We start from the raw sequence: 13,057 nt of genomic DNA, 5'->3' as shown, positions 1-13,057 counted from the left end.
GGCCTTGATTGGCAAGGCCTGCCGGGGTTTTGACCGTGGTTTTATTACGGACAACTGCGCAACTTTTTGCGCAGTTCCTAAACGCCCTTTCAATACATCGCAGCAACAGAACCTCGCCATAATCGCCTCAACGGGCTGACACACCTCATTTGGAACCCATGGGCTATCCTGCTGCCCACTTAAAGGTATCGACCGTTTTCAGATAGGAGGTTTGAATGCGTACCCTCGAACTGGCTGGCGTGCAGGTTCCGGTGATTGGCCAGGGCACCTGGCGCATGGGCGAAGACCGTTCGGCGCACAAGCGTGAAGTGGCGGCCCTGCGCAGCGGCATCGAGCTGGGCATGACCCTGATCGACACCGCCGAAATGTACGCCGAGGGCGGTGCCGAAAGCGTGGTCGGTGAAGCCATCGCCGGCCTGCGCGATCAAGTGTTCCTGGTGAGCAAGGTCTACCCGCACAACGCCAGCCGCAAAGGCATTCCCCAGGCTTGCGAACGCAGCCTGCGCCGGCTCGACACCGATTACATCGACCTCTATCTGCTGCACTGGCGCGGCCAGTATCCGCTGGACGAAACCGTCGAGGCCTTCGAGCGCCTGCGCGAGGACGGCAAGATCGGGCGCTGGGGCGTGTCGAACTTCGACGTGGACGACCTCGAAGAACTGTCTTCATCGGCCTGTGCGACCAATCAGGTGCTGTACAACCTGGAAGAGCGCGGCATCGAGTTCGACCTGCTGCCTTGGTGCCAACAACAGCGCATGCCACTGATGGCGTACTGCCCGATCGGCCAGGGTGGCGCGATGCTGGCCGAGCCGGTGCTGAAACAGATTGCCGCTCGTCACGGCGTGACCCCGGCACAGGTTTCGCTGGCGTGGATTCTGCGTCAGGATGGGGTGATTGCGATTCCCAAGGCCGTGCGCCCGGAACACGTGCAGCTCAATGCACAAGCGGCGCAGCTGCAACTCGATGCCGGGGATCTGGCGGCGCTGGACCAGGCGTTTCACGCGCCACAACGCAAGCAGCGGCTGGCCATGGTCTGAGCCACCGCCGACTGACAGAGGGCTTCGCCATGAGAAGCACTGATCAGGACGATCCATTCAACCTGCAACGTTTCGTGCTCGCCCAGGACCCGGTGTTCGAGCGGGTCCAGCGCGAGCTCGGTGAGGGCCGCAAGCGCAGCCACTGGATGTGGTTTGTGTTCCCGCAGTTCGCCGGGCTCGGCGGCAGCGAGATGTCCCGGCGCTTCGCCATCGGCTCCGCCGGTGAAGCACGGGCCTATCTGGCCCATGAACTGCTCGGCGCCCGGCTGCGCACCTGCGCGCAGCTTGTGCTCAATGTGCCGCAGCGTTCGATTGCCGAAATTTTCGGCCACCCGGACGACCTGAAATTTCACTCATCGATGACCCTGTTCGCCCAGTTCGCGGACGACGACAGCCTCTGGCATCAGGCGCTGGAGCGTTACTTCCACGGCATTCAGGACGAATGGACCCTGCAGTTGCTGGACTCAAAACAGGCCCAGTTGCCCCCCGATCAGGGTTGAGAAATCGTCGTCGACAAACGGCAGGATCGCATCCGCCACCGGTTGTAGCTGGCGGGTGATGTAGTGGTCGTAGTCGATGGCCGCGCGGCGTACTTCCAGCGGCTCAGGGCCAGCCAGAGTGATGACGTAGCTGATCCAGCCACCGTTCTGGTATTGCCGTGGCCGCCCGTGCTGCGCGTTGTAATCGTCAGCCAGTCGCGCCGCACGCACGTGGGGCGGAACGTTGCGTTCGTAGTCGTCGAGGGTGCGGCGCAGGCGCTTGCGGTAGACCAGTCGCTCGTCGAACTCGCCGGCCAGGGTCTTGCGCACGTATTCACGCACGTAATCCTGATACGGCTTACGTTGGAAAATCCGCTCGTACAGTTCCTGCTGGAATTGCCGGGCCAGCAGCGACCAGTCGGTGCGCACGGTTTCCAGGCCTTTGTAGACCATTTCCTCGCTGCCATCGGCGCGAGTCACCAGTCCGGCGTAGCGCTTTTTACTGCCTTCCTCAGCACCGCGAATGGTCGGCATCAAAAAACGTTTGTAGTGAGTTTCGAACTGCAGTTCGAGGGCGCTTTCCAGCCCGTACTGTTCGCGCACATGTTCGCGCCACCAGTCGTTGACGTGCTGCACCAACGCCCGGCCGATGGTCGCCGCCTCTTCCTGACCGTGGGGACGACGCAGCCAGACGAACGTCGAATCGGTATCGCCATAAATCACCGCATGCCCTTGTGCCTCGATCAACTGCCGGGTGCGCAGCATGATTTCGTGACCGCGCAAGGTGATCGACGATGCCAGCCGCGTATCGAAAAACCGGCAACCGCTGGAACCGAGCACGCCGTAGAAGGCGTTCATGATGATCTTCAGCGCCTGGGACAGCGGCGCGTTGTGTTCGCGTTTGGCGGTCTCGCGGCCCTCGGCGACCCGGGCGACGATGGACGGCAGGCAATGCCGAGTGCGCGAGAAACGAGCGCCGCGAAAGCCCGGTACCGAATCGGCGTCATCCGGATGCTGCAAACCTTCGATCAACCCAACCGGGTCGATCAGGAAGGTGCGGATGATCGACGGATAAAGGCTCTTGTAGTCGAGCACCAGCACCGATTCGTACAGCCCCGGCTGCGAGTCCATGACAAACCCGCCGGGGCTGGCCTGCGGCGGATTGGTGCCAAGGTTCGGCGCCACAAAACCCTGGCGATGCATCAACGGCATGTACAAATGAGTGAACGCCGCCACCGACCCGCCGCTGCGATCCGCCGGCAGGCCGGTGACGCTGGCGCGCTCCAGCAAGAACTTCAGCAGCTCGGTTTTGGCGAAGATCCGCGTGACCAGTTCGCAGTCCTTGAGGTTGTACTTGGCCAGCGCCGGTTTGTCCTCGGCGAACATGCGGTTGATCTCGTCCATGCGCTGGTACGGGTTGTCGATGGACTTGCCCTCGCCGAGCAGGGTCTGGGCGACGTTTTCCAGGCTGAACGAGGGGAAGCTCCAGGTCGCCGAACGCAGGGATTCGATGCCATCGATGATCAACCGCCCCGCCGCTGCCGCAAAGTAATGAGTGCGGCTGCCGTGTTCGCGCCACTGCATTTCCTCGCCGCCGCGCCCGAGCTTGAGCGGCACGCCGAGGCGCCGGGCGTGTTCGTGGAGGATGCGCAAATCGAACTGCACGAGGTTCCAGCCGATGATCGCGTCGGGGTCGTGGCGGGCAAACCAGTCGTTGAGTTTCTTCAGGATCAGGGTGCGCGATTCGCAGTACTCAAGATCGAAGTCGACGATGCTGTCATCGCCGTTCGGCGCACCGAGCATATACACCTGGCGCTCGCCGCAGCCTTCCAGCGCGATGGAGTACAGTTCGCCCTGCTCGGTGGTTTCGATGTCCAGCGAGACCAGCCGCAGTTGCGGACGATAGTCGGGTGAAGGCTTGAGGTGGGCGTCGAGCAGCACACCCTCGGCATCGAGCGTACCGCTGAACCACACCGGCGCGGTGATGAAACGCTCCATCAGGTAGCGCTCGGGCGGTCGCACATCGGCTTCGAAGACATCGACACTGTGGCGGTTAAGCGCGGTTTCCAGACGCATCAACTGGCCGTGCTGCTGGCAATACAGCCCGAGTACCGGGCGATGCTCGAAATCCTGCAAAGCCAGGGGACGCAGTTCGACGTTCTTTTCGTCCGCCAACACGCGCTCGGCCTGCTCGCGCTGCGCCGCCGGAATAAATGCCACCGACAGCTGATGCGGCAGGCGCACGCGGCGCGGCCCGGCGTCGGTCGCCAGCCAGAACTCGACTTCGGTGCCGGCCGGGGTGTCGCGCCAATGCCGGGTCAGGACGAAGCCCTGCTGTAAATCCACCACTGCGACCTCAAGAATTGATTCAGACAGGCATTCTACGCGGCATTGCAGCCTCCGGTGGCAAAGGCCTCGCCAGGAAAAAACCGTCAAATGACGTTTTTTGCGTGTTATCTGCCGTTTTGCGACCTTGCTCTGTGCGCCACGGTCTACGATGCTTGGAGAACAACGACAACACCTGAGTAACCGCCATGAAAACCGTCGCCCAGCTGCTCAAGCTCAAAGATCAGAAAAATCAGGAAGTGCACCAGATCAAGCCCGATCACATGGTGCTCGAAGCGCTGATGAAGATGGCCGAGAAAAACGTCGGCGCCCTGCTCGTGGTGGAAGACGAAAAAGTGGTGGGCATCATCAGCGAACGTGATTACGCGCGCAAACTGGTGCTGCATGGGCGCTCGTCAGTCGGCACACCGGTGCGCGACATCATGGTGGCGAACGTGATCACGGTGGACACCCACCAGACCGTCGACACCTGCCTGAGCATCATGTCCGACAAACGCCTGCGTCACTTGCCGGTGGTGGAAAACGGCAAGCTGCTGGGCCTGCTGTCGATCGGCGACCTGGTCAAGGAAGCGATTGCCGAACAGGCTGAACTGATCAAACAGCTGGAGCAGTACATTCGCGGGGAATGATCAACCGGGCCAATGCCTTGCAAAGACCGGCGCCAGCACCGGGTGCCGGTCGATGCGTTGCAGCCACGCATAAAACCCCGGCCGGGCCTGGCGCAGGTGTTCGCGGGTGCCGGCCCAGCGCGTGACCACTGCGGCCAGGACATCCAGCGCCCCCGGTGTTTCATCGTCCAGATAGAGTTCTGCGGAAAACTGGTCGGCGAACACTTCCCACATCCAGTGCAATCGCTCACGGGCGCCGGCCATGAGGTTCTGCCGCGATGCTTCGTCCGGCATCACCAGCCAACGCTCGGGGTAATCAATGACGCCGATGGCCCCGTAGCAATTGCTGACGATGTACACCAGTCCACGAATGGACTGGTCACGGTCAGCGGTATCGGCCGGCAGCAGGCCTGACTTGGGAAAGCTCAGGCCCAGGTGAATCAGGATCGCCGCGCTTTCGGTGAGTGCGCTGCCATCGGGCAATTGCAGGGTCGGAATCTGTTTGAGCGGATTGAGCCTGGCCAGCTCCTGTGCCGCTTCGGCGCTGGCTTCGACATCGATGAAGCGGTATGCGACCTGACACAGTTCGAGCGCTGCCTCGATGGCCGCTGCCCCTGAATTCCTGTGACCGTAAAGTTGATACATGTTCCCCCCTCTAAATAGCGACTCCCCGTCTGCTCAGGAGTGTAGAAGGCGCGGCGGATATCGCCGCCGCGAACCGATGACTGAAGCGTCAATCCCGGGTCATGCAGCGCCGATAACGCTCGTCGACCCGTTTGGCGAACCACGCGGTGGTCAGTTTGCGGGTGATCTTCGGGCTTTGCAGGACAATCCCCGGCAGCACCGCCCGGGGCAATGATTTGCCTTCGGCCTTGTCCGCCAGTTCGAAGACCCGTTGATACAGTTTGGTCTCCTCGAATCCCAGGGTGTTGCCCTTCTCCAGTTGCTCGCGGATCACCGGATTGCGCATGCCCAATGACTTGCCAAGCTTGCGTACCGCCAGTTCGGTGGTGCCCGGCATGATCGAGTCGTAGCGGATCAGGTCGCCATCCAGCGCCAGCGGCACACCCGACACGCGACTGACCGCATTCTGAAACGCCGCGTTGCGACTGGCGTACCACCCGGCGTTGAAGTCGGCGAAACGGTACAGCGGTTCGCGATAACTCACCGGATAACCCAACAAATGGGCAATGCCGAAGTACATGCCGCCTCGGCGGGTGAACACTTCGTGGCGAATCGTGCCGTTCACCGGATACGGATAACCCTTGGCGTGCTGCTCGGCGAATTCGATGCTGACCTGCATCGGCCCGGCGGTGTGCACCGGGTTGAAGCCGCCAAACAGCGTGCGCCCCATCGGCACCATGTCGATGAAGTCATCGAAAATCGCGCTCAGGTCTTTCTCGGTGCGTGCCGCGCTCAGGCGTTCGCTGTAGCTCTTGCCGTTGGGTGAGCGCACCTGCAAGGCGCCGCTGACCAGCAGGCTCGGGATGTGCACTTTGGCGGCGCGCCGGTCGATTTCGTCGCGGGCGATCTTGCCCAGGCCGGGCACTGGCGGGTCGACCTGAAAGGTGGACTCCTGCTCGGCGACGGCCAGCACCGAACACAGGTTTTGCGTGGTCGGGCTGATGCCCTGGGCGGCGAACGCGGTGTAGATGTCCGTGGCCCAGCCCTGGCGGTCGGCGGTTTTCGCCGGCAGCAGGTGCACGATCTGCGCCTTGACCTCGGCCGGCGGGCGCGGGGCCGGTTCCTGGCTGCGCTGCCCGGCGCAACCAGCCAGCACCAGCAGCGCGGCGAGGCTGAGAAATAATCGAGGGCTTTGCATAACGCTCCATAAAGTCCGTTGAGCCGGGTTTACCCTACGCCCAATCCCGGGTTGCAAGATAGGACTGCGGGCCGGCGACACTGTTCCATCGCCCCGTTTGGCAGGCGAACTGGCCGTGCCCGCCTGCTGATCCATACTTGCTGCTGCACACTCAGTGGCAAAGGGCACGCGAGGAGGACAGACCATGAACCGCAGTGACGTTCTGATCATCGGCGCGGGCCCCACCGGACTGGTACTGGCCCTGTGGCTGAGCAAACTGGGCGTGCGCGTGCGCATCCTCGACAAGACCTCCGGCCCAGGCACCACCTCGCGAGCGCTGGCGGTGCAGGCGAGAACGCTTGAACTGTACCGGCAACTGGACCTCGCCGAAGCCGTGGTGCGCAACGGGCATCGGGTGGCGGCGGCGAATTTCTGGGTCAAGGGCAAAGCCGTGGCGCAGTTGCCGCTCAACCGTATCGGCGAAGGACTGACGCCGTATGCCTTTCTGGAAATCTATCCGCAGGACGAACACGAGCGACTGCTGATCGACCGCCTCGAAGACTACGACGTGACCGTCGAGCGCAACACGACGCTGGAGAGCTTCACGGAAAACGGCGACGGCCTCACCGCCCATTTGCGTCTGCCGGATGGCGAGCAGGAGATCTGTCAGGCCTGCTATCTGGCGGGTTGTGACGGCGCCCGTTCGGTGGTGCGCAAGACTCTCGACACCGGTTTCCCCGGTGGCACCTATCAGCAGATTTTTTACGTTGCCGACGTAAAGGCCAGCGGCCCGGCACTCAACGGCGAATTGCATCTGGATCTGGACGAAGCAGATTTTCTCGCGGTGTTCCCGCTGGCCGGCGAAGGTCGCGCGCGACTGATCGGCACGGTGCGCGACGAACGTGCGGATCGCGCCGAAACCCTGGAATTCTCCGATGTCAGCAGCCGCGCCATCGAACACTTGAACGTGCACATCGAAGACGTCAACTGGTTCTCCACCTATCGCGTGCATCATCGGGTGGCGGATCACTTTCGCAAGGGCCGGGCGTTTCTGCTTGGCGACGCGGCCCACGTGCACAGCCCCGCCGGCGGTCAAGGCATGAACACCGGCATCGGCGATGCGATCAACCTGGCGTGGAAACTCGCGTCGGTACTCAGCGGCGCAGCCACGCCAAAGCTGCTCGACAGCTACGAAACCGAGCGCATCGCCTTCGCCCGGCGGCTGGTCTCGACCACTGACAAAGTCTTCAGTTTTGTGACTGCGGAAGGTCGCATGGCCGACCTGTTGCGCACACGGCTGGCACCGTTCGTGATCCCGAAAATGGCCTCATTCGAGACCAGCCGCGAATTCCTGTTTCGCACGGTGTCGCAAATTACCGTCAACTATCGGGGCATGGCATTGAGCGAAGGCGTGGCCGGGCACATCCACGGCGGCGACCGCTTGCCGTGGGCCCATGATGGCGAGGGGGACAATTACGAACCGTTGCGCAACCCGTGCTGGCAGGTGCATGTGTACGGCGACACCAGCGACGAGATGATCGCCTGGTGCAATGAACATCACTTGCCGCTGCACGTGTTCGACTGGCGCCCGGCGTTTGAAACGGCGGGACTGGGGCGCAACGGCTTTTACCTGCTGCGCCCGGATACTTACGTGGCGATTGCCGACAACAGCGCGGATCCGAAGGTGATCGAACGGTATTTCCGTGACCACGGGATCCGGCCGTTTTTCAGTTGTCCCTGAAGGATCAGATCCCGGCCAGCGCCAGATCCATCGCGAAGTAAGTGAAGATCAGGTCCGCCCCCGCGCGTTTGATCGCACCGAGGCTTTCGCGCACCACACGATCCTCGTCGATGGCCCCGGCCTGAGCGCCGAACTTGATCATCGCGTACTCGCCGCTGACCTGATACGCCGACAGCGGCAGGTTCGAGGCTTCGCGGATGTCGCGGATGATGTCGAGGTACGCGCCGGCCGGTTTGACCATCAGCGCATCGGCACCTTCCTGCTCGTCGAGCAACGATTCGCGCAGGGCTTCGCGGCGGTTCATCGGGTTCATCTGATAGCTTTTGCGGTCGCCCTTCAGCGCGCTGCCACCGGCCTCGCGGAACGGGCCGTAGAGCGCCGAGGCGAATTTGGTCGAGTAGGCCATGATCGGAATCTGCGTGAAGCCGGCATCGTCCAGTGCCCGGCGAATCGCCCGCACCTGGCCGTCCATTGCCGCCGACGGCGCGATCACGTCGGCACCGGCACGGGCGGCGGCCACGGCTTGCTTGCCGAGGTTGATCAGGGTCTGGTCGTTGTCGACTTCATGGTTGTGCATCACGCCGCAATGGCCGTGGTCGGTGTACTCGCAGAAGCAGGTGTCGGACATCACGATCATTTCCGGCACCGCGTCCTTGGCGATCCGCGACATGCGCGACACCAGACCGTTTTCGCGCCAGGTGTCGCTGCCGTTGGCGTCCAGGTGATGGGACACGCCGAAGGTCATCACCGACTTGATCCCGGCACGGGCATAACGCTCGATCTCGCCGGCCAGTTTGCGCTCCGGAATGCGCATCACACCGGGCATGCTTTTGATCGGCACGAAGTCGTCGATCTCTTCTTCAACGAAGATCGGCAGCACCAGATCGTTAAGCGAAAACTCGGTTTCCTGGAACAGGCTGCGCAGGCTCGCATTGCGGCGCAGACGGCGTGGACGTGCTTCGGGGAACTGACTGGACATGGGGCCTTTCCTGAAAAACGGGCAGATGAGACGAAAGTCGTAGGGGGCGAAGCTTATGCCTTGCGGGGGACGGGGTACAAACCTGGATCAATCAACAGTGCATTACCGGGCACGCAATAATGTGCGCACCCGGCTCACACCGACTTATGAAGGGATGGTCAACCCGCGCACCACCGCCGGCCGTGCCAGAAAACGCTCCAGCACCCGGGTGACGTTCGGGAAGTCCTTGATGCCGACCAGATCGCCCGCCTCATAGAACCCGATCAGGTTGCGCACCCACGGGAACGTGGCGATGTCGGCGATGGTGTAGCGCTCGCCCATGATCCAGTCGCGCCCTTCGAGGCGGGTGTTGAGGACGCTGAGCAGGCGTTTGCTTTCGTCGACGTAACGGTCGCGGGGACGCTTGTCTTCGTAATCCTTGCCGGCGAATTTGTTGAAGAAACCGAGCTGGCCGAACATCGGGCCGATGCCGCCCATCTGGAACATCAGCCACTGAATGGTTTCGTAACGCAGCGCGCCTTCCTGGGCCAGCAACTGGCCGCTTTTGTCGGCGAGGTAAATCAGGATCGCGCCAGACTCGAACAACGGCAGCGGTTTGTCCTCCGGGCCGTGAGGATCGAGGATCGCCGGGATCTTGTTGTTCGGGTTCAGCGACAGGAATTCCGGGGACATCTGATCATTGGTGTCGAAGCCCACGCGGTGCGGCTCGTAGGGCAGACCGATCTCTTCGAGCATGATCGAGACCTTGACGCCGTTGGGGGTCGGCAAGGAATAGAGCTGAATCCAGTCAGGGTATTGCGCCGGCCATTTCTGGGTGATCGAGAACGCGGACAGATCGGTCATGTGTAGCATCCAGTCACAAAATGAAAGGCCTGAGCATAATCCACGTTTTCCGCGCTGGCTCGGGTTCTTTTTGTCGCTTTCTTAATTCCGCAACATCCTGTCGCTAACCTCCACTCAAGCCGTTCAGCGTTGCCTTTAGAGTGCGTCCCGGCAATCGGATCGAACCAAAAGGCCTGTGAGGGCTCCAAGAAAGCCAATCAAGACAGGGAAGACACCCGGCTCCGGCAGCCCGTGGTGCAGAGGTTTGTCAGCCTTAACCAAACACGCTGAAGAATCCTTATCTCATGACGAACTTGATGAAAGTCGCCAGACGCTTCAAACATCGCGCCTACGTTGCCCTGCCCTCGCTGCTGGCGATGAGCGCGCTGTTCCTGTCCCTCGAATCCAGCGAAAGCCGCGCGCAACCGGTGGACGGCACCCAGACCCTGATCTTCCTGCGCCACGGGGAAAAACCTGCCGGGGGCCTCGGCCAGCTCAACTGCCAGGGCCTGAACCGCGCCATCGAGCTGTCGACCCTGCTGCCGGAGAAATTCGGCAAGGCCGACTACGTGTTCGCCGCCAACCCGACGCGCAATGTCGAGGAAGGCGAGCTGGACAACTCCTACAGCTACATCCGCCCGCTGATGACCATCAGCCCCGCCGCGATCAAGCTCGGCCTGCCGGTGAACATCGAGTTCTCGGCCAATGACACCAGCGACCTGGCCCGGGAACTGATCGCCGACAAGTACCACAACTCGATCATCTACACCGCGTGGTCACACGGCTACCTGCCGGAGCTGATCAACAAGGTCGCCGGCAAGGCGGTGGGCGAGAAACAGACCATCACCGAAGACTGGGAATCCGGCGACTATGACTCGCTGTACGTGCTGACCCTGACCTGGCACAACGGCAAGGCCAGCCTGCAGAGCCACAGCTACAAGCAGGGGCTGGACAACGGCAAGGTCACTTGCCCGACCTGAGTTTTGTGGAGCCCCTGCCGGGGCTCTCGCTTCAAGGCTTCTGATTCAACCGCTGGCGCAGATACTCGATCACTGCCCCGCACTCCCCGGCAAACTCGATCCGCGCGCCCTTCTTCTCGCGCTGAAACACATACATCGGGTCGTAATATTCACGCAGCAACCCCTCGATCCAGCCCCGGTGCAAGTCCACCGAACCGCTGCGCCCCTGCTCGGCCAGTGCGTCTTCCATCAACAGCAGCATCCGTCGATGGCGTTCGCCGCCCAGGCGTTTCTGCACATTGTTCAGGCTCTCGAGCAAGCGTTCGGAGAACAGCTCGAAACCCTGCTCGCCATGCACCGTCGAAAACTCGGCCGACAGGTCCACCACGTAATCACGCAGGATGCGCTGCACCCGATCCTCGAAGCTGTCCTCCAGCCAGACCATCGGATAGTGCTGCATGCCCTGATACAACGTCAGCGGCAGCGCGCAACTGCCCACCACCCGGCTCTCGTCTTCGAGGACAAACTGGTCGATACCGGCGTCGCGCTTCTTGAGGAAGTCGATGGCCAGGCGGTTTTCGAAGTCGATGTTCGATGGCTGGCCGGTGGCGCGCTTGCCGAAGCTGGAGCCGCGATGGTTGGCGTGGCCTTCCAGATCCAGACCGTTGCGCAATTGCACCAGCAGTTCGGTCTTGCCGGTGCCGGTCATGCCGCCCAGCAGCACGAAATCACATTGGGTCACCGCTTGTTCGAGGGTGTCGATCAGGAAGTTGCGTAGTGCCTTGTAGCCGCCACCGATGCGCGGATAGTCGATCCCGGCCTCGCTCTTGAGCCATTGCTGGGTGATCTGCGAGCGCAGGCCACCGCGAAAGCAATAGAGATACCCGTCGGGATGAGCCCGGGCAAACTCGGCCCAGGCCTCGATGCGTTCAGCCTTCACCGCACCGGACACCAGATGGTGGCCCAGTTCGATGGCGGCCTGCTGGCCATGCTGTTTGTAGCAGGTGCCGATCTTTTGCCGTTCGAGGTCATTCATCAGCGGCAGGTTGACCGCCCCGGGGAACGCGCCCTTGTGAAACTCGACCGGCGCGCGGGCATCCATCAGCGGCCGGTCGTTGAGGAAAATGTCGCGGTAATCGGTGCAGTCGCGGAGCATCAAATCACCTCGACTGCGTGGGTCTGTCGCTCGACCAGTTCGCCGATCGGCGCCAGATTCAGGCCCAGCTCCGCGGCCACGGCGAGGAATTCGGCGTTGCCTTCCGGGGTCACGGCCAGCAGCAGGCCGCCGCTGGTCTGCGGATCGCACAGCACCCGCTTGTGCAGTTCCTGCACACGTCCGAGCTTGCTTGAATAGCTGTCGAAATTGCGCAAGGTGCCGCCGGGGACACAGCCTTGATCGAGGTAATACTCGACGCTGTCCAGACGCGGCACGCGGTCATAGGCGATGCGCGCGGTGAGGTGGCTGCCGTCAGCCATTTCCACCAGATGCCCGAGCAGGCCGAAACCAGTAACGTCGGTCATCGCGGTGACGCCGGCCAGTTTGCCGAAACGGCTGCCGGGTTTGTTCAGCGTGCACATCCAGTCCCGGGCCACGCCGATGTCGGCGTTACGCAACTTGCCCTTCTTTTCTGCGGTGGTGAGGATGCCGATGCCCAGCGGTTTGGTCAGGTACAGCAGGCACCCGGCGGTGGCGGTGTCGTTGCGCTTCATGAAGCGCTTTTCCACCAGACCGGTGACGGCCAGGCCGAAGATCGGCTCCGGCGCATCGATCGAATGGCCACCGGCCAGGGGAATACCCGCCGCGTCGCACACCGCACGACCGCCGCGAATCACTTCCCGCGCCACTTCCGGCGCCAGCACATTGACCGGCCAGCCGAGGATGGCAATGGCCATCAACGGGTCACCGCCCATGGCGTAGATATCGCTGATGGCGTTGGTCGCGGCGATACGGCCGAAGTCGAACGGGTCATCGACGATCGGCATAAAGAAATCGGTGGTCGACACCACACCGCGTTCGGCATCGATTTCATACACCGCCGCGTCATCGCGCGAGGCGTTGCCGACCCACAGTTTCGGGTCGAGGTTCTGCGCGCCGCTGCCGGCGAGAATCACTTCCAGCACCTGCGGCGAAATCTTGCAGCCGCAACCGGCACCGTGGCTGTATTGGGTCAGACGGATGGGTTCGCTCATGGGGCAACCTCTGGCTGGGAATGGGGCGGATTCTAGCAGAGGGGATTGCCGAGCAAAAAAAACCGCCCTTTCGGGCGGTCAAAGTGCTTCGACCA

At 62.2% G+C, this 13,057-nt stretch carries 12 protein-coding genes; 5 read left to right on the top strand and 7 right to left on the bottom strand.

The window, feature by feature from the left end; translation table 11 throughout:
- Positions 1–215: 215 nt before the first annotated feature.
- Both AC07NR_RS28210 and AC07NR_RS28205 read left to right on the top strand, forming a co-directional pair.
- Positions 216–1,037, top strand: coding sequence for an aldo/keto reductase (locus AC07NR_RS28210; RefSeq protein ID WP_134827457.1), 822 nt, complete (start codon positions 216–218; stop codon positions 1,035–1,037).
- 29 nt (positions 1,038–1,066) lie between these two features.
- Positions 1,067–1,537 carry a DUF1810 domain-containing protein gene (locus tag AC07NR_RS28205; RefSeq protein WP_085712507.1) on the top strand — a complete coding sequence of 157 codons (471 nt, stop codon included), beginning with the start codon at positions 1,067–1,069 and terminating at the stop codon, positions 1,535–1,537.
- Here the strand turns inward: AC07NR_RS28205 and AC07NR_RS28200 are convergent.
- On the bottom strand, positions 1,502–3,862 hold the full coding sequence (locus tag AC07NR_RS28200) for a DNA polymerase II (RefSeq protein ID WP_495079933.1): 2,361 nt from the start codon (positions 3,860–3,862) through the stop codon (positions 1,502–1,504). The two genes, AC07NR_RS28205 and AC07NR_RS28200, sit on opposite strands and share 36 nt — an antisense overlap.
- Positions 3,863–4,050: 188 nt before the next feature.
- Between AC07NR_RS28200 and AC07NR_RS28195 the strand changes: the two genes are divergently transcribed.
- Positions 4,051–4,491 (top strand): CBS domain-containing protein, encoded by a 441-nt coding sequence (locus AC07NR_RS28195; protein ID WP_085712511.1) that lies wholly within the window; start codon positions 4,051–4,053, stop codon positions 4,489–4,491.
- On the opposite strand, the gene AC07NR_RS28190 is transcribed toward AC07NR_RS28195, so the two are convergent.
- Both AC07NR_RS28190 and AC07NR_RS28185 read right to left on the bottom strand, forming a co-directional pair.
- On the bottom strand, positions 4,492–5,115 hold the full coding sequence (locus tag AC07NR_RS28190; protein WP_495079932.1) for a glutathione S-transferase: 624 nt from the start codon (positions 5,113–5,115) through the stop codon (positions 4,492–4,494).
- A gap of 88 nt (positions 5,116–5,203) precedes the next feature.
- Positions 5,204–6,292, bottom strand: a complete 1,089-nt coding sequence (locus AC07NR_RS28185) for a DUF1615 domain-containing protein (protein ID WP_495079931.1) — start codon at positions 6,290–6,292, stop codon at positions 5,204–5,206.
- A gap of 184 nt (positions 6,293–6,476) precedes the next feature.
- Between AC07NR_RS28185 and AC07NR_RS28180 the strand changes: the two genes are divergently transcribed.
- On the top strand, positions 6,477–8,012 hold the full coding sequence (locus AC07NR_RS28180) for an FAD-dependent oxidoreductase (protein WP_495079930.1): 1,536 nt from the start codon (positions 6,477–6,479) through the stop codon (positions 8,010–8,012).
- Positions 8,013–8,016: 4 nt separating this feature from the next.
- Here AC07NR_RS28180 and hemB read toward each other — a convergent pair whose 3' ends face one another.
- Positions 8,017–8,991: a porphobilinogen synthase gene (gene hemB / locus AC07NR_RS28175; protein WP_102622587.1), complete on the bottom strand. Its 975-nt coding sequence runs from the start codon at positions 8,989–8,991 to the stop codon at positions 8,017–8,019.
- 144 nt (positions 8,992–9,135) lie between these two features.
- On the bottom strand, positions 9,136–9,834 hold the full coding sequence (locus tag AC07NR_RS28170) for a glutathione S-transferase family protein (protein WP_495079929.1): 699 nt from the start codon (positions 9,832–9,834) through the stop codon (positions 9,136–9,138).
- 284 nt (positions 9,835–10,118) lie between these two features.
- On the opposite strand from AC07NR_RS28170, the gene AC07NR_RS28165 reads away from it, so the two are divergent.
- A complete protein-coding gene (locus tag AC07NR_RS28165; protein ID WP_134827463.1) occupies positions 10,119–10,793 on the top strand; it encodes a histidine phosphatase family protein in 675 nt (224 codons plus the stop codon).
- Positions 10,794–10,824: 31 nt separating this feature from the next.
- Here AC07NR_RS28165 and mnmH read toward each other — a convergent pair whose 3' ends face one another.
- Positions 10,825–11,928 (bottom strand): tRNA 2-selenouridine(34) synthase MnmH, encoded by a 1,104-nt coding sequence (mnmH, locus tag AC07NR_RS28160; protein WP_305836531.1) that lies wholly within the window; start codon positions 11,926–11,928, stop codon positions 10,825–10,827.
- Positions 11,928–12,962, bottom strand: a complete 1,035-nt coding sequence (selD, locus tag AC07NR_RS28155) for a selenide, water dikinase SelD (protein WP_085733570.1) — start codon at positions 12,960–12,962, stop codon at positions 11,928–11,930. The genes mnmH and selD overlap by 1 nt, the downstream gene beginning before the upstream one ends.
- Positions 12,963–13,057 lie beyond the last annotated feature (95 nt).

Source organism: Pseudomonas sp. GW821-FHT09C09 (assembly GCF_059418105.1).
Note: the sequence above shows the minus strand (reverse complement) of the source record. Positions and strands in the feature narration are given on the sequence as shown.

Bases quoted from the DNA above. Each gene is read 5' to 3' on its own strand.
- AC07NR_RS28210 (WP_134827457.1), top strand. From the start codon at position 216: ATGCGTACCCTCGAACTGGCTGGCGTGCAGGTTCCGGTGATTGGCCAG.
- AC07NR_RS28205 (WP_085712507.1), top strand. From the start codon at position 1,067: ATGAGAAGCACTGATCAGGACGATCCATTCAACCTGCAACGTTTCGTG.
- AC07NR_RS28195 (WP_085712511.1), top strand. From the start codon at position 4,051: ATGAAAACCGTCGCCCAGCTGCTCAAGCTCAAAGATCAGAAAAATCAG.
- AC07NR_RS28190 (WP_495079932.1), bottom strand. From the start codon at position 5,115: ATGTATCAACTTTACGGTCACAGGAATTCAGGGGCAGCGGCCATCGAG.
- AC07NR_RS28185 (WP_495079931.1), bottom strand. From the start codon at position 6,292: ATGCAAAGCCCTCGATTATTTCTCAGCCTCGCCGCGCTGCTGGTGCTG.
- AC07NR_RS28180 (WP_495079930.1), top strand. From the start codon at position 6,477: ATGAACCGCAGTGACGTTCTGATCATCGGCGCGGGCCCCACCGGACTG.
- hemB (WP_102622587.1), bottom strand. From the start codon at position 8,991: ATGTCCAGTCAGTTCCCCGAAGCACGTCCACGCCGTCTGCGCCGCAAT.
- AC07NR_RS28170 (WP_495079929.1), bottom strand. From the start codon at position 9,834: ATGACCGATCTGTCCGCGTTCTCGATCACCCAGAAATGGCCGGCGCAA.
- AC07NR_RS28165 (WP_134827463.1), top strand. From the start codon at position 10,119: ATGACGAACTTGATGAAAGTCGCCAGACGCTTCAAACATCGCGCCTAC.
- mnmH (WP_305836531.1), bottom strand. From the start codon at position 11,928: ATGCTCCGCGACTGCACCGATTACCGCGACATTTTCCTCAACGACCGG.
- selD (WP_085733570.1), bottom strand. From the start codon at position 12,962: ATGAGCGAACCCATCCGTCTGACCCAATACAGCCACGGTGCCGGTTGC.